18 protein-coding genes are annotated in these 23,151 nt (G+C 70.7%); 6 read left to right on the top strand and 12 right to left on the bottom strand.

Translation table 11 applies throughout. The annotated features are described in order from the left end of the window. Positions 1–744 carry a hypothetical protein gene (locus tag ACP4J3_RS14500; protein WP_426534194.1) on the top strand — a complete coding sequence of 248 codons (744 nt, stop codon included), beginning with the start codon at positions 1–3 and terminating at the stop codon, positions 742–744. A 53-nt stretch (positions 745–797) separates the two neighbouring features. Here the strand turns inward: ACP4J3_RS14500 and ACP4J3_RS14495 are convergent, their stop codons facing one another. Then, positions 798–4,097, bottom strand: a complete 3,300-nt coding sequence (locus ACP4J3_RS14495; RefSeq protein ID WP_426534192.1) for a S8 family serine peptidase — start codon at positions 4,095–4,097, stop codon at positions 798–800. A 160-nt stretch (positions 4,098–4,257) separates the two neighbouring features. Here ACP4J3_RS14495 and ACP4J3_RS14490 point away from each other — a divergent pair, with 160 nt between their 5' ends. The 4 genes from ACP4J3_RS14490 (at position 4,258) to ACP4J3_RS14475 (ending at position 8,282) form a co-directional block, all read left to right on the top strand. Continuing rightward, the gene (locus ACP4J3_RS14490) at positions 4,258–4,728 is read left to right on the top strand and encodes an NUDIX hydrolase (protein WP_426534190.1); all 471 of its coding nucleotides are present in this window, start codon (positions 4,258–4,260) and stop codon (positions 4,726–4,728) included. A gap of 200 nt (positions 4,729–4,928) precedes the next feature. Continuing rightward, positions 4,929–6,698, top strand: a complete 1,770-nt coding sequence (locus tag ACP4J3_RS14485) for a TIGR03767 family metallophosphoesterase (protein WP_426534188.1) — start codon at positions 4,929–4,931, stop codon at positions 6,696–6,698. Positions 6,699–6,795: 97 nt separating this feature from the next. Then, on the top strand, positions 6,796–7,932 hold the full coding sequence (locus ACP4J3_RS14480) for a serine hydrolase domain-containing protein (protein ID WP_426534186.1): 1,137 nt from the start codon (positions 6,796–6,798) through the stop codon (positions 7,930–7,932). A gap of 125 nt (positions 7,933–8,057) precedes the next feature. After that, positions 8,058–8,282, top strand: a complete 225-nt coding sequence (locus tag ACP4J3_RS14475; protein WP_426534184.1) for a hypothetical protein — start codon at positions 8,058–8,060, stop codon at positions 8,280–8,282. A 127-nt stretch (positions 8,283–8,409) separates the two neighbouring features. Here ACP4J3_RS14475 and ACP4J3_RS14470 read toward each other — a convergent pair whose 3' ends face one another. Together ACP4J3_RS14470 and pepN are read right to left on the bottom strand one after the other, a co-directional pair. Beyond that, positions 8,410–9,459, bottom strand: a complete 1,050-nt coding sequence (locus ACP4J3_RS14470) for a hypothetical protein (RefSeq protein ID WP_426534182.1) — start codon at positions 9,457–9,459, stop codon at positions 8,410–8,412. Positions 9,460–9,668: 209 nt separating this feature from the next. Further along, positions 9,669–12,260, bottom strand: coding sequence for an aminopeptidase N (gene pepN / locus ACP4J3_RS14465; protein WP_426534180.1), 2,592 nt, complete (start codon positions 12,258–12,260; stop codon positions 9,669–9,671). A 190-nt stretch (positions 12,261–12,450) separates the two neighbouring features. Between pepN and ACP4J3_RS14460 the strand changes: the two genes are divergently transcribed. Continuing rightward, positions 12,451–13,089: a DsbA family protein gene (locus tag ACP4J3_RS14460; RefSeq protein WP_426534178.1), complete on the top strand. Its 639-nt coding sequence runs from the start codon at positions 12,451–12,453 to the stop codon at positions 13,087–13,089. 127 nt (positions 13,090–13,216) lie between these two features. On the opposite strand, the gene ACP4J3_RS14455 is transcribed toward ACP4J3_RS14460, so the two are convergent. The 9 genes from ACP4J3_RS14455 to ACP4J3_RS14415 form a co-directional block, all read right to left on the bottom strand. Next, positions 13,217–14,308 (bottom strand): glycerophosphodiester phosphodiesterase family protein, encoded by a 1,092-nt coding sequence (locus ACP4J3_RS14455; protein ID WP_426534176.1) that lies wholly within the window; start codon positions 14,306–14,308, stop codon positions 13,217–13,219. A 26-nt stretch (positions 14,309–14,334) separates the two neighbouring features. Next, a complete protein-coding gene (locus ACP4J3_RS14450) occupies positions 14,335–15,756 on the bottom strand; it encodes an FGGY family carbohydrate kinase (protein WP_426534174.1) in 1,422 nt (473 codons plus the stop codon). Between the two features lie 132 nt (positions 15,757–15,888). After that, positions 15,889–16,917: a 2-hydroxyacid dehydrogenase gene (locus ACP4J3_RS14445; protein ID WP_426534172.1), complete on the bottom strand. Its 1,029-nt coding sequence runs from the start codon at positions 16,915–16,917 to the stop codon at positions 15,889–15,891. Next, the gene (locus ACP4J3_RS14440) at positions 16,914–17,993 is read right to left on the bottom strand and encodes an ABC transporter ATP-binding protein (RefSeq protein WP_426534170.1); all 1,080 of its coding nucleotides are present in this window, start codon (positions 17,991–17,993) and stop codon (positions 16,914–16,916) included. The genes ACP4J3_RS14445 and ACP4J3_RS14440 overlap by 4 nt, the downstream gene beginning before the upstream one ends. Beyond that, positions 17,971–18,801: a DeoR/GlpR family DNA-binding transcription regulator gene (locus tag ACP4J3_RS14435; protein ID WP_426534168.1), complete on the bottom strand. Its 831-nt coding sequence runs from the start codon at positions 18,799–18,801 to the stop codon at positions 17,971–17,973. The genes ACP4J3_RS14440 and ACP4J3_RS14435 overlap by 23 nt, the downstream gene beginning before the upstream one ends. Beyond that, positions 18,798–19,886, bottom strand: coding sequence for an ABC transporter ATP-binding protein (locus ACP4J3_RS14430; RefSeq protein ID WP_426534166.1), 1,089 nt, complete (start codon positions 19,884–19,886; stop codon positions 18,798–18,800). Before ACP4J3_RS14430 ends, ACP4J3_RS14435 begins: the two co-directional genes overlap by 4 nt. Beyond that, the gene (locus tag ACP4J3_RS14425) at positions 19,883–20,713 is read right to left on the bottom strand and encodes a carbohydrate ABC transporter permease (protein WP_426534164.1); all 831 of its coding nucleotides are present in this window, start codon (positions 20,711–20,713) and stop codon (positions 19,883–19,885) included. Before ACP4J3_RS14425 ends, ACP4J3_RS14430 begins: the two co-directional genes overlap by 4 nt. Continuing rightward, positions 20,710–21,597, bottom strand: coding sequence for a carbohydrate ABC transporter permease (locus ACP4J3_RS14420; protein WP_426534162.1), 888 nt, complete (start codon positions 21,595–21,597; stop codon positions 20,710–20,712). Before ACP4J3_RS14420 ends, ACP4J3_RS14425 begins: the two co-directional genes overlap by 4 nt. 4 nt (positions 21,598–21,601) lie before the next feature. Continuing rightward, positions 21,602–23,023 (bottom strand): ABC transporter substrate-binding protein, encoded by a 1,422-nt coding sequence (locus ACP4J3_RS14415; RefSeq protein WP_426534160.1) that lies wholly within the window; start codon positions 23,021–23,023, stop codon positions 21,602–21,604. Positions 23,024–23,151 lie beyond the last annotated feature (128 nt).

Raw genomic sequence — 23,151 nt, 5'->3', positions numbered from 1 at the left:
GTGACCGCCGAGAACGAAAGCCGTGGCGTCGACGCGCTGATGGCCGCGATCACCGGCGAACCCCTGCCGGAGGAGGCCCGCGCGGACGCCGCCCTGCTGGCCGAGCACCGGTCGGCCGTGGCCGACGTGGCGCTGCTGCGGGAGCAGCTCGGGCTGATCGGCGACGCGCTCGCCGAGCCACCGCCGCCGCCACCGGCCCCGGAGCCCCGGCCCGCCCCCGTACGACGGCCCTCCCGCGCCCGGCGCCGCCTCTTCGCCGTCGGCCTCGGGAGCCTCGCCGTGGCCGCCGCCGCGTCCGTGCTGGCCGGCATGGGCTGGCTGCTGACGCAGGCCGGGGGCGGCGCGGGCGCCGACGAGGGGGCGAGTACCGCGGACAAGGCCGCCTCTCCCCAGCAGGAGTCCGGCGGCGGTACCGCCTTCGGCAGCCCCCGCTACCTCGCCTGTTCCCGACTGGTGGCCGAAGGGAGGGCCACCTCCGTCGAACTGCTCCCCGGTACGACGTCGATGCGTGTCACCCTGCACATGACCCGCTACTACAAGCCGGACAAGGGCGAGGAGGAGCTGACCTTCGTGGTGGACGAGAACCTCGTCCCCGGCGTGCGCGAGGGCGACCCGGTGCTCATCGGCATCCCGCAGGGCGAGCGCCAACCCGACTTCTGGGCGGTCGGGGAACAGAACATCGCGCCCGAGCGGGCCTGGATCACCGCCTCGCTGCCCGAGGCCCGCGAACTCACCTGCGCATGACGAAGGGCGGGCGCCCGCACGGACGCCCGCCCCTCCGAGAAGAGTTCAACCGGCTACGGCGTGACCTTCTCGATCTTCACGCTGCCCACGCCCGCGACCGTGCCGCGCGCGTTGAGCAGTTGGACCTGGCCGAAGAACTCACGGCCCTCCGGCGCCGCCGCCAGCGCGGTGACGCTGCCGGAGACCGTGGCCGACTCGCCCGTGCCCAGCTTCACCGGCGACTCGTCGACCGTGACGGTGCCGAGCGCGGGGGAGAAGAACACGTCCAGGTAGTCGTACGCCGTCGAACCGGCCGGCACCGCGTAGCCGATGACCTCGATGGTGTACGTCCCGGCGGCCGGGTTCGCGACCTTGACCGCCTCCTCCGAGTCACCGTCGGCGGAGCTGCCGACCTCGGTGCCGGCCGCGTCGTAGACGACCAGGTCGAGGTCGGCGGCCGCGTCGGAGACGTTGCCGATGGCGACGTCGAGCGAGGTGGCGCCCTCGGGCACGTCGACCGTGGTGGTCTGCGTCACGCCCTCGGTGATGGTCGGGCGCGCCGTCTTCGACGAGCCGAGCGGGCCGCCCGCGAGCTTGCCGTCGATGGCGGCGTAGTTGTTGGTCACCTGCCAGGAGGCGGCGGCCGGGGTGCCGACCTTGGCCTCGGGCACGGTCACGGTCTCCGGGTCGAAGGCCGCGCCGAGGACGGTGACGTTCAGCTTGTACGGGTTGTCGAGCAGCGGCGACGTACGGCGCGACTCGACCTCGATCTCCCAGACGCCGGGCTGCGGGTCGGCGTACGAGCGCAGGTCGGGGCGGCAGGGGGCGCTGGAGGGGTTGGAGTAGTTCGGGTAGCAGTTGATCGTCGAGGTCGAGTCGGCCGGGACGCCGTAGGGGTGGATGGCGATGAACCGGGTCTGGCTTCCCTTCGCCAGCCCGCTCATCGCGACCTCCAGCGTCTTCGCGCCCTCGGGGACGGTCACGAAGTACGAACGGGTGCTGTTGCGCTGGACCTTGCCCGAGCCGGAGAAGGTGTGGTCGACCGGCGAGGAGACCACGACCGTCGACAGGATCTGCTTGTCGACGCCCTCGGTGCGCGGGTCGTCGACCTCCAGGATCGCGCTCTTGATGCCCGCGTGCTTCGACCTGGCCTCGATCTTGACGGTCACCGGCTTGTTCAGCGGGAGCCTGACCTCGTCGGAGCCCACGATCCGGAAGGTGCGCGCCTTGTTGTTCTCCAGGTCCAGCTCGTGGCGGATCGCCTTGTCCGGGCCGGAGGTACGGGTGATGGTGACCTCGTACGTCTTCTTCTGACCCGCCTTCAGGCCGCCCTCACGGTCGTACAGACCCGTGCCGTATCCGGGGGTCTTCAGGAACTGGTCGATCGCGGTGTCGACCGGCGCCTTCACCGTGTACTCGTGGGCGGTGGCGCCGTCGCGGATCGAGTCCCAGGCGTCCTCGATATCGATGAGGCCGGCACCCTCCTCGTACGCCTGGACACCCTTGATGTGTTCGGCCGTCGAGGTCAGCGCGGTGCGCAGCTTCGCCGGGGTGAGGTCGATCTTCTTCTGCTTGGCGGCGCTCAGCAGCAGCGCGGACGCGCCCGCGGCCTGCGGGGACGCCATCGAGGTGCCCTGGAGCATGCCGTAGCCGGCCGGGAGGGAGTAGCCCGCCTCGGCGACCGGGGCGCCCGGCAGCCAGGTCTGGATGGTGTTGATCGCGGCGCCCGGCGCGGAGAGCGTCGGGGTGAAGCCGCCGTCCTCACGCGGGCCGCGCGAGGAGAACGGCATCATCGCGTAGTCCCTCTCCACGACGGAGCCGTAGTTGGCGGCCCACGTCTCCTTGGAGACGGTCGCGCCGACCGAGATCACCTTGTCGGCCAGGCTCGGGTCGCCGATGGTGTTGGCGCCGGGGCCGGAGTTGCCGGCGGAGATGACGAGCTGGACGCCGTAGGTGTCGATGAGCCGCGTGTACAGCTCGGCGCGCGCGTTGTTGCCGTCGTTCAGCGCCGGCAGGCCGCCGATGGACATGTTGACGATGTCGACGCCGCGGTTGACGACGAGGTCGATCATGCCCTCGGTGAGGGCGACGTTGGTGCAGCCGCCGGACCAGGTGCAGGCGCGCGACGAGACGATCTTCGCGCCGGGGGCGGCGCCGTTCATCCTGCCGCCGAACAGGCTGTTGGCGGCGGTGATGCCGGCGACGTGGGTGCCGTGCTCGGACTCGATGACGCCGATGTTGACGAAGTCGCGCTTCTGGCCGACCCAGTCCCCGCCGAACGGGTCCATCGGGACGTCCTTGCGGATCTCCACGACGAACGGCTGGCGCTCGGCGACGTCGGTGGCCGGGTCGTCGGTGCCGAAGTACCCGATCTGGAAGCCGTCCTTGTACGGCTTCATCGGGGTGTCGTCACCGAAGTCGTGGTTGTTGTTGAGGTCGACCCGGACGGTGCCCTTCGCGGCGTCGTAGAGGACGCCCCAGGAGTCGGTCTTGTCGCCGTCGCGGTTGGCGTCGCCCGCCGCGTCGCCGCCGGTGGTGTACGACTCCAGGAAGGTGCTCACCTGGTACGAGCCCGCGGGCGCCGTCCAGGTCTTGCCGCCGTAGGTGAAGGTGGGCCCGGAGACGGAGGTCACCATCGGGCGCCAGGTGCGGTCGCTGTCGACTATCGGGTCGGTGGCGGTGACCCAGTCGACGATCTTCCGCTCACCGGTGGTGGTCTTCTGCAGCGCGGGGTGCCCGAGGTCCACACCGCTGTCGAGGATGCCGATGGTGATGCCGCGCCCGTCGGCCTTCCGGTTCTTCTTCACGAAGTCGACGGCGCCCGTCTCGAAGGACGGGTTGTACGGGTTCTCGGCCGGAGTCTTCTTGCTCGGGCCGGAGTACGAGGTGGCGGCGGTCGCCGCGCCCTTCGTGCCCTTGGCGTCGACGGTGGGGTCGTCCAGCGGTATCTCCTCGCGCAGGTCGATGCCGTGCACCGAGGAGAGCTTCGCGGCGGCGGCGATGGCCTTGTCGGCCTTGCCGGTGGGGACGGTGGCCCGGACGTAGCCGAGCTTGTCGTAGGTACGGCCCACAGAGCCGACCGCGTCCAGTTGCCCGGCGACCTTCTCGGTCGCGCCGGGCGCGGTCGCGACCATCATCGTGACGTTCTTGTCGCCGGCCGCCTTCGCTTCGGCGAGCAGATCGGCGTCGTCCGAACCGAGCTTGTCGTGCGCGGACTTCACGCTCGGGTCGGTCGCGGCCGGCGCGGGGTCCGCGGCCAGGGCCATGGGTATCGGCCCGGCTGCGGACAGCGCGGCGACGAGACCGGCGGCCACGGCTATGCGGGCCGTGCGTCTCGCGCCCGGCTTCTGATCGCGCTGCGGGGTGAGGGTCATCGGCATCCCTTGCAGGTAAAGGAGCATCAGGGCGTCCGGTATGTGATCCCGGACGATCGCACAGCCTTGTGCAAGGGAAGGTTGTTTGGGAAGAGTTGACCGAATCGAAATGGAAGGATGGGGAAATCCCTATGCGGACGTCCCTGGGTAACGTCCCCATGTGCGGAAGAACTTGAGGGTGGCGGCCTACGCCATATGCGTACGTGACGGACAACTCCTCCTCGCCCGCTCCCCCGCACCCGGCGGCGGCTTCGAGTGGGTGCTGCCCGGCGGCGGCATGGAGCACGGCGAGGATCCGTACGACACGGTCGTGCGGGAGGTCGAGGAGGAGACCGGCTACCGCTTCGAGCCCACCGAGCTGCTGGGCCTCGACTCCGTCCGGCGCCTGATCCCGGGCCCCGTCCGCCGGGGAGTCGACCATCATGGCGTGGCGCTCGTCTACGAGGGCCGGATCGTGGGCGGCGACCTCCGCTACGAGGCCAACGGCTCCACCGACATGGCCGCCTGGCATCCCCTGGACGACGTGACCGGGCTGACCCGCGTCCCGATGGTCGACAAGGGACTGGCGCTGTGGCGGGAACGACCGCCGGCCGGAAAAGCTGCACTACCCCCGAAGATGAACACTGAGTGACCACGCCCCGGCCGTTCGAGGAGCGGCCGTGGACGCGGAAGGTAGTCCAAGATCCACGTACGGTGATCGGCGCTGCGCGTTGCCGCCCTGTTCATGCGCAGGTCATCCCCGGTGCCAACGATCCTCAGTGAGCGGGGTGTTCGCATCCGCGACCGCCCCGCGACCACTGCCGACGCGTTCGCACTCGGGGAGATCGCGCCATGTCGCGCATACGCTCTGTCGCCGGCTCCGCGCTGGGGATCCACCGCCGTACCCTGCTCGCCGCCACCGGAGCGGTGACCCTCTCCGCGGGCGCCGGCTACGCCCTGCGGCCCACGGAGAGTGAGGCCGCCACGACCGCCCCCAAGGCCGACGCCGCTGCCGCCGAGGCCCCGGTCGGCGCCTCCCGCAAGGTGCCGGTCGCGCTCGCCCCGTACACCCGCGGCACCACCGTCGCGGGCGTCGCCACCCCGCAGGGCAGCGGCGGCTACCGCCGGCTCGGCGACGGGCCCGGCTGGCAGCGCGTCGTCCGCGAGAACCTGGCGGCCGCCAAGTCGGGCCGCGAGAGCCGCCGTACGACGCTGGCCGCCTTCGTCCAGCTCACCGACCTGCACCTGATCGACACCCAGCATCCACTCCGCCTGGAGTACCTGCGCTCGACGGACGTGCACGCCTGGCGGCCGCAGGAGGCGCTGACCGTGCCCGGTGCGGTGGCGCTCGTGGAGCGGATCAACGCGCTGCGGGGCGCCCCCGTCACCGGCGCCCCGCTCCACTTCGCCATGACCACCGGCGACAACACGGACAACAACTGCAAATCCGAGCTGGAGTGGTTCCTGACGGTGATGAGCGGCGGCCGGGTCGCCCCCAACACCGGTGACCCGCGCCAGTACGAGGGCGTCCAGAGCAGCGGCCTGAAGCTGTACTGGCAGGCCGACGACAGCGTCCGCGACGCCGACAAGCGGCTCGGCTTCCCGCACATCGAGGGCTTCCTGGCCGCCGCGATCCGCGAAGTGCGCAGCCCCGGCCTGAACATCCCCTGGTACTCGACGGTCGGCAACCACGACGCGATGCCGCTCGGCACCTACGCCTCGCACGGCGACTCCTACCTCACCGACCTGGCCGTCGGCGGCAAGAAGCTCATGAACGCCTCGGCCGCGGACGCCAAGAAGCTCCAGGACTCCCTCAAGCAGGACAAGGACCCGAGGGGCACCGTCTTCAAGGACTTCCTCAAGGCCCACGCCCGCTCGATGCGCTCGGTCACGCCGGACGAGAGCCGCGCCCCGTTCACGCCTCGCGACTACGTCCGGGCCCACCTGAACCCGGCCCACCGCGGCCACGGCCCGGTCGGCCACGGCTACTCGACGGCCAACCTGGACGCCGGCACCCAGTACTACAGCTTCCGCATCTCCGACGACGTCATCGGCATCAGCCTCGACACCACCGACCCCGGCGGGCACTACGTGGGGTCCATCGGGGCGGCCCAGTTCAAGTGGCTGGACAAGACCCTGCGCGACAACAAGGACGCGTACGCGATCGTCTTCAGCCATCACACCAGCGGCTCGATGGACAACCTGCGCCGCGACCCGGCCCGCCCGAACGAGCGCCGCGTCGGCGGAGCCGAGCTGGTCCAGCTCCTCGCGAGCCACCGCAACGTCCTGGCCTGGGTGAACGGCCACATCCACAGGAACGTCATCACCCCCCACTCCACCTCCGGCAAGCACGCCTTCTGGGAGATCTCCACCGCCTCCCACGTCGACTTCCCCCAACTCGCCCGGATCATCGAGGTGGTGGACAACCAGGACGGCACGATCTCCCTCTTCACCACCCTGATCGAGTCCTCGGCCCCGCACCGCACCGACTTCACGGACCTCTCCCAGACAGGCCTGGCCGCCCTCTACCGCGAGCTGTCCCTCAACGCACCCGGCGCCAGCACGAAGCTCGCGGGCGAGCGGGGCGACCGCAACACGGAGCTGGTCCTGAAGAAGGGCTGAAAGCCACTCAACCGCCGTACACCTCCTCAACCTTCGTCTCGCACCCCGGGTCGTTCTCGTCGATCGAGCAGACAGCGAGATGCGCGATGGGGGAGACATGACGGTACGCACGACGATGGCAGCGGTGACGGCCACCGCGCTGTCGCTGGCCCTGGCGGCACCGGCGGTCGCGTCGGCCGACGGCGGCGGCGACGGGCACGAGGCCACCCGCCGGGCCATGGAGGCAGCCGTCGCCGACGGCGTGCCCGGCGTCACGGCCACGGTGCGGGACGGCCGCCGCGGTTGGTCGGCGACGGCGGGCGTGGGCGACCTGGAGACGGGGAAGCCGCGCTCGCCGCACGATCGCTACCGGGTCGCCAGCATCACCAAGACCTTCGTGGCGACGGTGCTGCTCCAACTGGAGGCGGAGGGGAAGCTGTCGCTGGACGACACGGTGGAGGAGTGGCTGCCGGGCCTGGTCCGGGGCAACGGCCACGACGGCAGCCGGATCACCCTGCGCCGGCTCCTGAACCACACCAGCGGCATCTACGACTATCTGGCGGACCCGGTCTTCCAACAGACGTACATGGCCGCCGAGGGCTTCCTTCAGCACCGCTACGACCGGAAGGAACCCGAGTACTTCATCGCCATCGCCATGACCCACGAGCCGTACTTCGCGCCGGGCACCTCGTGGCACTACTCCAACACCAACTACGCGCTGGCCGGCCGGGTGATCGAGAAGGCCACGGGGCGTGCGTACGGCGACGCGATCCGCGAGCGCATCATCAAGCCGCTGCACCTGACCGCCACGTCCGTCCCGGGCACCCGCGTGACGGTGCCGCGGCCCAGCAGCCGGGCCTACTCCAAGCTGGCCAGGACGGCGACGGGGCCGACGTACGACGTCACCGAGCTGAACCCCCGGCTGGCCTACGGCTCCGGCGAGATGATCTCCAGCTCGGCTGACCTGAACCGCTTCTACACCGCTCTGCTGCGCGGCAGGCTGCTCCCGCCCGAGCAGCTCGAGGAGATGAAGACGACGGTCCGGTCCAGGGGCACGAACGGCTACGGTCTCGGCCTCGTCGACCGCACACTGAGCTGCGGAGTCCATGTCTGGGGCCACGACGGGGGCATCCACGGCTCGAACACGGACGCGGTGACGACGGCGGATGGGCGCCACGCCCTGGCGTTCAACTTCAACGGGGACTGGTCCGGGGACGCCGACGGGGTGGTGGAGGCCGAGTTCTGCGGCAGGTGAGCGTGGCGTGCCGCGGTTGTCCGAATCCGGCTCAACCGGTGCGAAGCGTCTCAACCTGAGCACGAACCCCAGAGTCTCCACCCCCGACCGCGCTCGAAGTGAACGACGACAAGGGGGAAGAAGACATGACCGTACGCACGGCACGCACGACCCTGGTGGCGGCGACGGCGGTGGCGCTGTCGGTGGGCCTCGCCGCCCCCGCGCTGGCGGCGGCACCCGCCGGAGACGGCCACCAGGCGACCCGGGACGCCACACCGGAGGCCGGGGCACTTCGGGGCGACGGGGACCGCCCTGCCACTCGCCACGGTGATCAGGCCCCAGGCCAACGGGAGCAGGAACGGCACCAGTAACACGCCTCGGAATTTCATCCGGGTCAACCTAGGGCCTGTTCCCGGCCGACGACACGAGGAGGGGCCGCCGGCTTCAGGCCCGGCGGCCCCTCCTCTCCCCTCCTGGTGCTGCCTTCGCGGTCCGTCACTACCGCGGCAGCACCACGACATACGCGGCCGGATCCCGGTCCGCCGCCGCCATCAGGGCCGTGCGGACCACGGCGGCCTGCTGCTCCAGCCCGTCCCTGAGCTTCTTCGGCGTGATGTACACGACCGTGATGCCGAGCCGCTCCAGGTGCTCGCGCTTGCGGGCGTACTCCGACCACAGGGCATCCTCGTCCTGCCGCGGGGCGCGGGTGTCCAGTTCCACCGCCACCGCCTGCTCCGGCCAGTACGCGTCCAGGCCGCCCAGGTGGGGGCCGCCCGGCAGGCGCAGGTCCACGTTCCAGACCGGGTCGGGCAGGCCGTACTCGTGGACCATCGCGTACAGCCGGTCCTCCGCGATCGCACGGCCCTCGGCGAGCAGGGAGTCCACCGCGTCCACCACATGGGGCCGGGAGAGGAGCTTCGCCTGGTTCAGCTCCCGTACCACCGAGGCCGGTTCGCAGTGCCCGGCGCGAACGGCCTCGGTCAGCAGGCGGCGTACGGCGCTCGCGTCCGTGAGTTCGGCGACCGCGTCGGCCAGGGCGCGCGGGACCGGCGCCACCGGGAGGCCGGTGACCTGCTGGGGCGTGGGGAGCGCGGCGGTGCGCAGGATGCGGGCGCAGCCCGTGGAGCGCAGCCGGCGCATACGGGGGACCAGAACGTCGATGGTGTCCAGGGCGGTGAGGGGCGGGGTCGCCGAGAAGCCGTGCAGGGTCAGTGCCGCCAGGCCCGTGATCATCGCGTCGGTGTAGGCGGGGGCGGCACGGCCCTTGCTCGCGTCGGGCTGGGAGGGTACTGCGGGGGTGCGTTCCCGCGCCGCGTACATCAGCACCGCGTGCAGGCGCTCCTCGCTGGTCGGCGGGCCGGGGTGGAGGAGGTAGACGCCGGGGAGGAGCTGCTGCCAGGGGCCGCCGGGGCGGCACTGCTCGCTCATCTCGGCGGGCGCGATCCCGTGCGACTTGAGCTGAGCGGTCGTCATGACACGGCGCTGCACCTCGGAGAGGTGGCGCAGCGGGCGGGGGGAGAGGGGGGAGAGCGGGGTGTTGTGGTTCATGACCCGGAGGCTTCCGTGCCCGATCCGCTCGCTAACCGCTGTTACACGTCCGTCGGCGAATACGGACAATCCAGCGCTAAAGGACGGGTGTTCGGATGCCGAGTAGGCAGGGAAAACCCCTGGTCCGATCGGGTGGGACCAGGGGTTACGGCTGCTGTTGCCTGAATTCCGTAACGGTCACGCAGGGCCGTGATCTTTGGCCAAAGGTGTTAGGCGGTTGACGCCGTCGCCGCCGCGTCGCAGGCCTGGCCCCGCAACGTCCGCGCCAGATCGTCCCGTGCCTCCAGCACCAGACGGCGCAGGGCCGGTGCCGCGTCCTCGTGGGCGGCGAGCCACGCGTCCGTCGCGTCCAGCGTGGCCTGCGACTGCTGCAGCGCCGGGAACAGGCCCCGCACCACGTCCATGCCGATCTGGATGGACCGCTCGGACCACACCCGCTCGATGGCCGCGAAGTACTTCTCGGCGTACGGCGCGAGCAGTTCCCGCTGCGAGGGCCGGCCCCAGCCCGCGATCGTCGACTCGACCAGCGCGTTCGACAGCGTGTCCGACTCCACCACCTGTGCCCACGCCTGCGCCTTCACCGCCTCCGAGGGGCGTGCGGCCAGGCAACGCACCTGGTGGCGCTTGCCGGAGGCGGTGTCGTCCCGGGCCAGCTCGGCGGCCAGCTCCTTCTCGCCGACGACGCCGTGCGTGGCCAGCGTGTCCAGCAGCGCCCAGCGCAGCTCCTGGTCGACCTCCAGACCCTCGACCGTCGCCGAGCCGTCGAGCAGGCCCGACAGCAGCTCGAAACCGGGCTCGTCGGTCACCCGGGCGAAGAACCGGGCCCACGCCAACTGGTGCTCGCTGCCCTGCTCGGCGGCGTACAGCTCGGCCGACGCGCCCTGCGTGAGCAGCCGGGAGCCCTGCTTGCGCCACTCGGGCGCCACGTAGTGCGTCAGCGCCGACTCCGCCCACGCCTGGAGCATCTGCAGCACACCGATGTCGGACTCCCGGCCCGCGAACCGCAGCACCAGATCGATGAACTCCCGCGCCGGCAGCAGCGCGTCCCGCGTCATGTTCCACAGCGCCGACCAGCACAGGGCACGGGCGAGGGGGTCGGTCATGTCGCCGAGCGCGGCCCGCAGCGTCGCCAGTGAGGTGTCGTCGAAGCGGGTCTTGCAGTACGTCAGGTCGTCGTCGTTGACCAGCACCAGCTCCGGCGCCTGGGCGCCCATCAGCTCCGCCACCACCGTCCGCGGGCCGTCGACGTCCGTCTCGGCCTGCGCGTACCGCTCCAGCGCGCCCTCCCGGCCGCGCCGGTACAGGCCGACGGCCACCCGGTGCGGACGCAGGTCGGGGTGGGACTCGGCAGCCTCCTGCAGCACCGCCAGCTCGGCCACGTGCCCGTCCGCGTCCAGCAGCACCTGCGGGGTCAGCGAGTTCACGCCCGCCGTCTGCAGCCACGAGCGCGCCCACGTCGCCATGTCCCGCCCGCTGGTCTCCTCCAGCACCGACAGCAGATCGCCGAGCCGCGTGTTGCCGTAGGCGTGCCGCTTGAAGTAGCGCCGCGAGCCCTCCAGGAACGCGTCCTGCCCGGCGTACGCCACGAGCTGCTTGAGCACGGATGCGCCCTTGGCGTAGGTGATGCCGTCGAAGTTGAGCTTGGCGTCCTGCAGGTCGCGGATGTCGGCGGTGATCGGGTGCGTCGAGGGGAGCTGGTCGGCGCGGTACGCCCATGCCTTGCGGCGGTTGGCGAAGGTGATCCAGGCGTCCTTGAAGCGGGTCGCGCCGACGTTCGCGAAGGTGCCCATGAAGTCCGCGAACGACTCCTTCAGCCACAGGTCGTCCCACCACACCATGGTGACCAGGTCGCCGAACCACATGTGCGCCATCTCGTGCAGGATGGTGTTGGCCCGGCCCTCGTACGACGCCCGAGTCACCTTGCCGCGGAAGATGTACTCCTCCCGGAAGGTCACCATCCCCGGGTTCTCCATCGCGCCGAGGTTGTACTCGGGCACGAACGCCTGGTCGTACTTGCCGAAGGGGTACGGGTAGTCGAAGTGGTCGTGGAAGAAATCCAGGCCCTGCTTGGTGACCAGGAAGATGTCGTCGGCGTCGAAGTAGGGGGCGAGGCCCTCGCGGCACATGGCGCCCAGGGGGATGTCGAGGGTCGTGCCGTCGGAGAAGGTGCGGGAGTACGAGTCCGTGACGTAGTGGTACGGGCCCGCCACCACGCAGGTGATGTACGTCGAGATCGGCTTCGTCTCCGCGAACCTCCAGGTCCCGTCCGTGAGTTCGCCCGCCCCGTTGCTCCACACCGTCCACCCCTGCGGCGCCCGCACCTCGAAGCGGAACGGCGCCTTGAGGTCCGGCTGCTCGAAGTTCGCGAAGACCCGGCGCGAGTCGGCCGGCTCGTACTGGGTGTAGAGGTAGACCTCGCCGTCCTCCGGGTCGACGAAGCGGTGCAGGCCCTCGCCCGTGCGGGAGTAGGCGCACTGGGCGTCGACCACCAGCTCGTTGTCGGCGGCCAGGTCCTCCAGCGTGATCCGCGAGCCGTCGAAGACCTCGCTCGGGTCCAGGTCCCGGCCGTTGAGGGAGACGGCCGTCACACTCGGCGCGATCAGATCCGCGAAGCTGCTCGCGCCGGGCTCGGCGCACCGGAAGCGGATCGTGGTGACGGAGCGGAAGGTGCGCGGCGCCCCGCTCCCGGAGTCCGAGCCGCCGAGGGCGGACCGCACGTCGAGGGACACGTCGTACCCGTCGACGGCCAGCAGGGCGGCCCGCTCCCGGGCCTCGTCGCGGGACAGATTCTCACCGGGCACGGATGGCACTCCCTCAAGTGGTGTTCATGACGTGGTGCTCATGATGTGGCGTTCATGATGTGGTGTTCAGTATGCGGACGGGCCGATCCTGCCATGCGCCCCCGGTCCGCGGCATCGGGGAATGGCCGGGGGTGCCGGGATGTTCCCCCAGAGGTTTGTGCTGAGACCCGCTTGCCTTTCGAGGAGAGACATGTCGGACAAGACCCCCGTCGACTTCTGGTTCGACCCACTGTGCCCCTGGGCCTGGATGACCTCCCGCTGGGTGCTGGAGGTGGAGAAGGTCCGTGACATCGAGGTGCGGTGGCATCTGATGAGCCTTGCCGTTCTCAACGAGGACAAGCTCGACGACCTGCCCGAGGAGTACCGCGAACTGCTCGAGACCAAGGCGTGGGGACCGGTCCGGGTCGTCATCGCGGCGCAGGAGGAGCACGGCGCCGAGGTGCTCGGCGACCTCTACACCGCGCTCGGCACCCGCATCCACAACCAGGACGAGGGCCCCGGCAAGGAGACCGTCGCCGCCGCCCTGAAGGACGTCGGCCTGCCCGAGGCCCTCATGGAGCACTGGGACGGCACCCCCTACGAGCCGCAGCTCCGCGCCTCCCACAAGGAGGGCATAGACAAGGTCGGCCAGGAGGTCGGCACCCCCGTCATCGCCGTCCCCGGCGCCGACGGCGAACAACTCGCCTTCTTCGGCCCGGTCGTCACCCCGGCCCCCCAGGGCGAGGAGGCCGCCAAGCTGTGGGACGGCACCCTCGCCGTGGCCTCCGTGCCGGGCTTCTACGAGATCAAGCGGACGCGGACGAAGGGCCCGGACTTCAGCAACCTGTAGGGAGCACCCGGGTCACCCGCCGGCTGCGGGCCGCCTTCGCGAGGAACCTCTCGGGGGGACGGCCGTAGCCGGCCTTGTCGACCTGCGGGACGGGCAGTCCAGTGTCCGCGTCCTCCTCAGCCCCTCCTCAGCCTCTTCTCGCCATCACCGCAAGATCCGGGAAGTCGGTCACCACGGCGTCGACTCCCATCCCGTAGTACAGCGCGTACTCGGCGAACGTGTCCCCGAAATCGTTCGCGCCGCCACCGCGCCGGAACCGCTCCGCCAGGAACTGGTTCTCCGCACGGAAGGTGTACGGACCCACCCGCAACCCCGCCGCATGCGCGTCCGCGAGCAGCGACGTGTCCACGAGCGAGGACTTGTCCGGCCCGATCCAGTCCGCGTACGCGGCGATCCGCGCCAGCCCCGTCGGCGTCATCATGTCCCGGTACGTCGTCGGATCCCCGGCCGAGACCAGGTCGTACGGCCCACCCGTGGTCCCCAGCGCCTGCCACAGCGGCACCCCCAGTCGCTCGGCCGCGATCCGCTGCAGGCTCGTCGGCTCGAAGGACTGCACGACACACTCGCGCCGCCCCAGCTTGTTGCGCCGGATGAGCCGGGCCAGTTGCGGCTCCAGGGGCAGGCCCAGAGCGCGGAAGTAGGTCGGATGCTTGGTCTCCGGGAAGACGGCGATCGTCCGGCCGTGGGCCCTGGACAGCCCGCGCGCCAGATCGACGACCTCCTGGAAGGTCAGGACCCGGTCCCGGCCGTCGAACACGGTGTTGCGGTTGCGGACCTGCGGCAGCCGCTCCACCGCGCGCAGCGTCCTCAGCTCCGCCAGCGTGAAGTCCTCGGTGAACCAGCCGGTCACCGAGCGCCCGTCCACGGTCTTCGTGGTGCGGCGGTCCGCGAACTCCGGGTGCGCCGCCACGTCCGTCGTCTGGGAGATCTCGTTCTCGTGCCGGACGACCAGGGCGTGATCCTTCGTCGGGACGAGGTCCGGTTCTATCCAGTCGGCGCCGGTCTGCACGGCGTATGTGTAGGAGGCCGCCGTGTGTTCGGGGCGCCAGCCCGCGGCGCCGCGATGACCGATGACCACCGGGCCCCGGCCGGCCGGGACGCGCTCGGCCGCGTGCGCGGGGAGGGCCGTGGCGGCCGGGGCCGCGGCGGCGGCGAGCAGGAGGGAACGGCGTCTGAAGTGCTTGCGGCTGTGCTTGTGGCTGTGCATGCGGCTGTGCATGTGACTCCCTTGTGTCGTGGGGGCGTTCACGCGCGTGTGCGGTCCCGTGCCTGAGCCAGGCGGGCCAGATGGTCCTCGTAGGCGTCCGCGTAGTACGCCGCCCGGGCCGCGTCCGGCTCCACCACCGCCGTCGGCTCGGTCCAGGCCGCCGCGTCCAGCGCGACCCCGAACCGCTCCGCCGCCGCCAGCACCGCGCCGCGCGCCCCCACTTCACCCTCGACGACCCGCAGCGGACGGCCCAGGACGTCCGCGAGCAGCCGCATCCAGGCGGGGCTGCGCGTGCCGCCGCCGCACACCGCGACGGAACCGGTCAGCCCCGCCGCCTGAAGGCAGTGCCGGGCCGCGAAGCCGATGCCCTCACAGGTGGCGCGGATCAGATCGGCCTTCGTGGACTCCAGGCAGACGCCGGTGAGTTCGGCGCGCAGCCGGGGTTCGACGAAGGGGGCCCGCTCGCCCGACGGGGCGAAGTACGGCAGCACGCGGACGCCGTTCGCACCGGGCGGGGTCCCGGCGAGCAGGGCGTCGACCTCCTCGTGCCGGACACCCGTCGTCGTGAGCACCCAGTCCAGGGCCGCCGTACCGACCATCGCGGGCATGGCGCGCAGCCAGTGGCCGGGGCGGTCGGTGGAGATGTACAGGCCGGCCGGCTCGCCCTTCAGGTCCAGGTCGGTCGTGGCGACGAGGGCGGCCAGGCAGGTCCCGACGATCAGCAGACCGTCGCCGGGGGCGGTCACGCCCGCGCCGAGCGCGCAGGACGGCAGGTCGTACGGGCCGTTCGCCAGCCGGGTGCCCGGTGGCAGGCCCTCGCGTGCCTCGGCCGTCGCGATCGGGTCGCCGACCGGCGCCAGCAGCCCGCGCCGGTGCGTGAGGCCCAGCAGCTCCACGACCCGGTTGTCGTAGGTCCGGGTGCGGGGGTCGAGGAACGGCATCGACGCGTCCGAGACATCGGTCGTCGCCGGGGCGCCGGTCAGCCGGCGGAAGACCATGTCCTTGCAGTAGAGCGCCGTGGCCGCGGCATCGAGGGCCGCGGGCTCGTAACGGTCGAACCAGGCCAGCAGCGGGCCCGGGCAGCCGGGGAACATCGCGCTGCCGGTACAGCGGAAGACGGTTTCGAAGGTGCCGTCCGCCAGCCACTGGTCGAGCAGCTCGTGCGCCCGGCCGTCCATCCAGGAGGCGGCGGGACGGACCGGATGGCCCTCCTTGTCGACCAGCCAGACGCCGTCGCCCTGGCCGGTGAGGCCGGCGAGGTCGACCGGTTCCGCGATGCGCGCGGTGAGCGCGTCGAGGACGCCGACCACTGCGGCGTACACCTCCTCCATGTCCTGCTCGACGTGACCGCCGTGCAGGGCGAGGGCGACGGGGCTTGTCTCTACGGCCAGTTCGCGGCCGGTGGTGTCGAAGGCGGCGGCTTTTACCGTGGACGTGCCTACGTCGATGCCGATGTACATTCCAACCCACCTCTCTGGCTTGGTCGGCTGTGCCGTGCTTTTTGCGGCCGACGTGCCGAATATTTGGCTCCTTCGCGGCCGGTGTCGTCGGACCAGTGAGGCTGGTGGGCCCTCACCCGGCGCTGACGGTTCTCAGGTCAGGGCGTGTGCCAAGGTCTCCCCCCGTGCCCAGCGGCCCACCTCCGCCGCCGCGATCGCCGCCGCCTTCTCCGCCACCGCGCGGGACGCGCCGCCCAGGTGCGGGGTCAGGACCACCCGGTCGGCGAGGGCGTGCAGGCGGGAGTGCTGCGGTAGTGGCTCCTGTACGTAGGTGTCGAGCGCCGCCGCCGAGAGGTGGCCGGTCTCCAGGGCGGTGCACAGGGCCTCCTCGTCCAGCAGCGGGCCGCGCGCCGCGTTCACGACCAGCGAGCCCGGCGGCAGCAGCGCGAGTTCGCGGGCGCCGATCAGGCCCCGGGTCTCGGCGGTGAGGCGGGCGTGGAGCGTGATCACGCGTGACCGGACGAGGAGTTCGTCGAGGGCGGGTACGCGCAGGCCGTGGATCTCGCCCTGGACGTACGGGTCGTGGACCATGACCCGCGCCCCGAAGGCGCACAGCACGCGCGCGACCCGGCTTCCGACGGCCCCGTAGCCGATCAGCCCTACCGGCAGGTCCTCCAGCTCCAGGCCGCTGTGCTCGTAGGTGTAGTAGGTGGCTCCTTCCCAACTGCCCTGGCGGGCGAGGAGGTCATGGGCCTGGGGGATGCGGCGCAGGGCCGCCAGCATCAGGCCGACGGTGAACTCGGCGGTGGCGGCGGCGTTGCGGCCGGGGGCGTAGCAGACCCGGACGTCGTGCCGTTTGGCCGCGTCGAGGTTGACGTTCACCGGGCCGCCCCGGCAGACGACGACCAGGCGGAGGTCCGGGCAGGCGTCGAGGACGCGTTCCGTCACCGGGCCCATCTGGGTGACCAGCACCTGCGCCCCGGTGAGCGCGTCGATCAGCTCGTCCTCGGCGTCGCTCGCCTCCGTCACCTCGGCGACGGGGCCGAAGGGGTCGAGGGGCCAGCCGAGCCTCAACTCGACGACGTCGCCGGTGAGTTCGTGCGCCAGCGCCTCCTTGATCAGCGACGGCAGGATGAAGTGGTCGCCGGCGGCCACCACGCGCACACGGTTCCCGTTGGTCATCGCAGGGAGTCTCCCGTCTCGGCGTCGAAGACATGGGTGAGGTGAGGGTCGGCGGTGACATGGACGAGGTCGTCGTGGGCGAGGCGGACCTCGGGGTCGGTGAGGACGACGAGGGGGCTTTCGACGCCGTCGAGGGCGAGGGTGGCGATGCCGGCCTCCAGCAGGGGCTCGTGGGCGACGACCTTGGCGGGCAGGCCCTCGTGGCCGGTGAGGTGCACGTCCTCCGGGCGGATGCCGACGACCACCCCGCGGCCGGCCGGCACCGGCACGGGGAGCGTGATCCGCGCCGCCTCGGACAGGCGGGCGTGGCCGTCGTCCGTCACGGTGCCGGGGAGGAGGTTGATGGCCGGTTCGCCCACGAAGTCCGCGACGAAGAGGTTGGCGGGGCTGTCGTAGATCTCGTACGGGGTGCCGAGCTGCTGGATCACGCCGTCCTTCATCACGGCGATCCGGTCGGCGAGGGAGAGGGCCTCCTCCTGGTCGTGGGTGACGAGGATGGTGGTGTGGCCCAGGTCGCGTTGGATGCGTTTGAGTTCGCGTCGGGTCGTGTCGCGTTGGGCCGCGTCCAGGTGGGAGAGGGGTTCGTCGAGGAGGAGCACGTCCGGTTCGCGGACGAGTGCGCGGGCCAGGGAGACCCGTTGCTTCTGGCCGCTGGACAGGCCCGCCGGGCGGGCGTCGAGGACGGCGGTGAGGTCGACGCGTTCGGCGATCTCCTTGACCTTGCGGTCGACGTCTCCCCGGTCGGCCTTCTTACGCGCCTTGAGGCCGAACGCCAGGTTCTCCGCCACCGTGAGAGGTGGGTAGAGGGCGTAGTTCTCGAAGGCGACCCCGATGTTGCGCCGCTGGGCCGGGCGGGAGATCACCGACGCGCCGCCGACCAGGATGTCCCCGCCGGTCACCGTCTCAAGACCGGCGATCATGCGGAGGGTCGTGGACTTGCCGCAGCCCGAGGGGCCCAGCAGGCCGAGCAGTTCGCCGGAGCGCAGGGTCAGGTCCATGCCGCGTACGGCGTCCACCGATGGGCGGCCCCGCGCCGCATAGGTCTTGCGCAGGTCACGTAGCTCCAGCTCGGTCATCGCTGCCCTTCGTCGCGCAGACTTCGTAACGGACCTTGTGCTCGTCCAGGTCCCGCAGCGCCTCCGCCGACGCCCCGTCGTCCACGAGGAGCAGGTCGAAGCGGGACAGGGGGACCACCCGGTGCAGGGCGACCCGGGCGAGCTTGGTGTGGTCGATCAGCAGGATGTTGCGGGCGGCCGCGTCGAGCATGGCCCGCTTCACCGACACGATGTGCTGCTCCTGGTGGTAGGCGTAACCGCCGCGCACGGCCGACGTCGACGCGAAGCACACGTCCACGCGCAGCTGCTCGATCGCCTCGACGCAGGAGACGCCGAGGAAGGAGGAGTGGAGTGGGTCGTAATCGCCGCCCAGGGCCATCAGGTGGATGCCTCGCTGGTCGGACAGGAGGTTGATGGCCTCCAGGAAGTTGGTGACGACCGTGAGGGGGGTGATCTCGCCGAGGCGCAGCCTGCGGGCTATCTCCAGGGTGGAGGTGGAGTCGTCCAGCATGATCGCCATGCCGGGCTCGATCAGCTTCAGGGCGTGGTCGGCGACGGCGGTCTTCTCGGCGCGCATGGTCTTCAGGCGGTACTGGACGTTGGACTCGAAGACGCCGGAGGGCTGGGCCGTCACGCCGCCGCGGAACTTCCTTACGATGCCCTGCCGTTCGAGCTCGTCCAGGTCCCGGTGGATGGTCATCAGGCTCACCCCGAACCGCTCGGCCAGCTCCGCGGCCGTCGCCGAGCCGTCGGCGAGGACGCGTTCGGCCATGGCGGCCTGGCGGGCGGCGGGGCCCTGCTGTGGTGCGTTGGTCAATCCCCGGTTCATGGTCCGATCCTTCGTCCTGGACGCTCCGGCCGGTCGGCCTCGAACAGCAGCAGGTTCTCAGGCCGGACCGACAGTCGTACCGGAACGTCGGGCCGCAGACCGGCCGCCTCGCCGCGCGGGGCGACCAGCGCCACCTGCTGCTCGCCCAGTCTGACGGTGACCTCCACGGACCGGCCGAGCACCTCGGTGACGTAGACGGTGCCGGTCAGCTCGTGGCCGGGGCCCTCGCCGAGGGTGAGATCGCGGGGGCGGACGCCGATCAGCACCTCCGTGCCGGGGGCGGCGGCCGGGGCCGGTATCGGCAGCTCGACCTTGCCGTCCGCCGACCTGAAGCCCCCGTCGGCCGCGACGACGCCCGGCAGCAGATTGATCCGGGGGCGGCCGAAGGCCCGTGCGACCTCCGTGTCATGGGGCCGGTACCAGATCTCCTCCCGCGTCCCCGTCTGCACGATCCGCCCGTCCCGGATGACGCCGATCCGGTCGCCCAGCGCCAGCGCCTCCACGGAGTCGTGGGTGACGTAGAGGGTCGTGGTGCGCTGTACCGCCCCGATCGCCTTCAGCTCCGCCCGCATCTGCTGGCGCAGCTTGGCGTCCAGGTGGGACAGGGGCTCGTCGAGGAGGAAGGCCCGGGCCGGGCGGACCAGGACGCGGCCGAGGGCGACCCGCTGGCGCTGACCGTTGGAGAGCCGGCCGACGGGGCGGTCCAGCAGCGCCGAGATGCCGAGGAGTTCGGCGATCTCGCCGATCCGCTCCCGGGCCTGCGCGGCGGGGAGGCGGTGGCGTGGGGAGCGCAGGGGCGAGGCCAGGTTGTCGTAGGCCGACTTGTGCGGGTAGAGGGCGTAGCTCTCGAAGCACATCGCCACGCCACGGTCGTACGGCTCGACGCCGCGCATGTCCCGGCCGCCGAGCTCGACCGTGCCGGCGTCGGGGGTCTCCAGGCCGGCGACCGTCTTCAGGGTCGTGGTCTTGCCGGCGCCCGAGGGGCCGAGCAGGCAGAAGAACTCGCCCTCCCTCACGTCCAGTTCCAGGCCGTCGAGTGCGGTGACCTTGCCGTAGGTCTTGCGGACACCGGTCAGGCGGATCATGACTTCACCGCCCCGAAGGACAGCCCTCGCACCAGATACCGCTGGATCAGCAGCGCGAGCAGCAGTGGCGGTACGACGGAGATGAGTGCCGCTGCGGCCGTGAGGTTGTACTTGGGCCGGTCGCCGCCGAGGAAGGACAGGGCGCCGACGGTCACGGTCTGGGCCTCGTTGGAGGTCAGGATGAGCGGGAAGACGAAGTTGTTCCAGGCGAAGATGAAGGCCAGCAGGGACACGGCCGCGACCCCCGGCTTCACCAGCGGCAGGGCCACCTTCACGAACGCCTGCTTGCGGGTGTAGCCGTCCAGCAGCGCCGCCTGCTCCAGCTCGGGGGTCAGATCGGCGAAGTAGGACCGCATGATCCACACGATCAGCGGCAGGGTGACGAGCTGGAGCACCCACACCATGCCGACGTACGTGTCGAAGAGCCCCAGCTTCTGGTACAGCACGAACAGCGGGATGATCACGGTGAGTTCGGGCGCGAACCGGAACGACAGCAGCGTGAACATCAGGTTCTCCGAGCCCTTGAACCGCCAGCGGGCCGAGGCGTACGCCGCCGGAAGGCCTACGAGCAGGGACAGCGCGACAGCGCCCAGCGACACCACCAGGCTGTTGACGAAGAACCGTACGAACGGGATGCCCTCGCTGTCGCCGAGGACCGTGCGGTAGCCGTCGAGGGTGGGGGAGAAGGAGAAGTAGGTGGAGAAGAGTTCGTTGGCCGGCTTCAGGGACAGGATCACCATCCAGGCGATCGGGAACAGCGCGAAGACGAAGTAGAGGATGAGGGCGGCGTCGGCCAGCCACCCCAACAGCCGTTTCCTGACGGTCACTTGGAAGTCACCTCCGCGGCCTTCCGCTGGATCTTCCCCAGGTGCTTCACCAGCACCATCGCGGCGAGATAGACGACGGCCCAGAGCACGATCGTGTAGCTGATGCCGAACGAGTACCGCTGGAAGCGGATCGCCTCCAGATAGGCCCGGATCTGGAGCACGACCGTCGAGTCGCCCGGGCCGCCCTCCGTCAGGGCGTAGATGATGTCGAACACCTTCAGCGAGTCCATGAACCGGAAGATCACCGCGACCAGGACGTACGGCCACAGCATCGGCAGCGTCAGCCGCCGGAACGTGTACCACCAGCCCGCCCCGTCGACGGCCGCCGCCTCGAAGGGTGAGGTGGGCAGTGACCGCAGTCCGGCGAGGGCGAGGATCGCGACGAACGGCGTGTAGACCCACACGTCCACGGCGATGGACGACAGCAGGGCGCCGGTCGGGGTGTCCGTCCACTGGACTCCGCCCAGCCCGAAGGGTCTGAGGAGGTGGTTCACCACCCCGACCGACGGCTGGAGCATCAGCTTCCAGATGATCGCCGCGATCACCGGCGCGATCATCAGCGGCAGGATGAGGATCTTCTCCAGCACCCGCCCGACGAGCGTGGAGCGGTGCAGCAGCAGGGCGACGGCGACCCCGAGGACCGTCTCGACGGCGGCGGCCCCGACCGCGTACAGCACCGTCACCCACGCCGAGTTCCAGAAGGCCTCCTGCGTGAAGACGGTCTCGTAGTTCTCGAACCGCACCATGTCCGGCTGCGGCTTGCTCGCCGAGAAGTCGAACAGCGTGTAGTAGAGGCCGAGCCCGAAGGGGTAGAGGATGCCGCAGGTCAGCAGCAGGGCGGGGACGATCAGGAGGTACGGGCGAAGGGCGAGCCGCCATCCCATCGCGCTAGCCCACCTTGTCGGCGAGATCGCCCGCCAGGCCGTTCAGGACCGACTTCGCGCTCTGGCCGCCGTAGATCTCCTGAAGGGCCGCGGCCCAACTCGTCGTCGCGTCGAAGAACTGGGCCTGCGGAGTGAACTGGATCTTCGTCTGGTCGACGACGGTCTCGAAGGTCTCGATGAAGCCGGGGAGGTTCTTCATCTTGTCCTTGTAGGCGGCGGCGTCGGCGACGGACTTGCGGACCGGGTCGATGTGGTTGTGCGTGACGGCCCCCTTGAGCAGGTGCTCCTTGCCGGTGGCCCACTGCAGGAACAGCCAGCTCGCGCTCTTCTTCTTGCTCTTGGCGTTCATGCCGAGCGACCAGATCCACATGTTGGTGGCGAGCGACCCGTCCGGCCCCTTCGGCCCGGGATGGAAGGCGATCTTCCCGGAGGCGGGACTGGCCCCCTCCACCGCCTGGAAGTAGGCCGCCGTGTCCGCGTCGAACAGCATCCCGGCCTTCTTCGCGCCGAGGTCGCTGGAGCACTGGTACCAGGTGTACGACGTCCAGGACGGCGGCCCGCCCTGCTTGACCATGCCGGCCCAGTCCTCGGTGAAGGCGATCGCCTCCGGGGTGTTCATGGCCGGTGTGAGCTTCCCGTCGGCGACTGTGAAGTCCCGGAGCCCATTGCGGGCGTACATGGTCATGAAGCCGGGGTGGATGGTCGCCCAGCTCCTCGATCCCCGTACGGCGATCCCGTACATCCCGTCGAAGCCTGCGCCCGGCGCCTTCCGCTTGATGGTCCCGGCGAGTTCGCGCAGCTCGTCGAAGGTCTCGGCGGGCTTGAGCCCGAGCTTGCCGAACACGTCCGTGTTGTAGGCGACGACGTTGGTCTCCCAGCCCCACGGCAGCGCGTACTGCCCGCCCTGCCCGAGCGGCGCGCCCGCCTTCAGGGACCACTGGTCGGCCTGGAGGAGGTTCGGGAAGAAGTCGGCCTGGTCCCATTCGGCGCCGGTGGCGGAGGCGTTGCGCATCCAGGGGCCGAGGTCTTCGAGCCACCCGGGCGGCCCGTACTGCCACACCATGTACGCGCCGAGCATGAAGACGTCGTACGAGGCCCGACCGCTCGACAGGTCCACGGTGAGCTTGTCGAAGTAGTTGTCCTCGGGGAAGACGTCGTACTCGACCTCGATGCCGGTCTTCTCGGTGAACGACTTCAGGTCGGCGACCAGCGCGTCCGTGTACGGGTGCTTGTTGAGCAGCGCCTTGACGGTCGTGCCCTGCTCGCGCTTCCAGTCGAAGGAGCCGGTGACGTCGTCCGCCGCCGAGCCGTCGCTCTTGTCGTCGTCGCCGCCGAATCCGGCGCCGCAGGCGGTCAGCAGGGGCGTGGCGGCCAGGGCGGCGCTCAGCGCCAGGAACCGTCGGCGGTCGTGCGCGTGCGTGTCCATCCGTGACCTCCACGTGGGGCTCGGTCAAGTGCTGGGGTTAACACGGCGAGTCGACTCGTTAACAGAGGGTGGAACGGCGGAAGTTGAGCGTCAATCCCTCGCGCGACGGAAAATCTCAGTGCAGAGTG

The organism is Streptomyces sp. UG1 (assembly GCF_049974585.1).
In the GTDB taxonomy this organism is placed as follows: domain Bacteria; phylum Actinomycetota; class Actinomycetes; order Streptomycetales; family Streptomycetaceae; genus Streptomyces.
The sequence above is the reverse complement of the archived record's forward strand: the minus strand, read 5'-3'. Positions and strand labels throughout refer to the sequence as shown.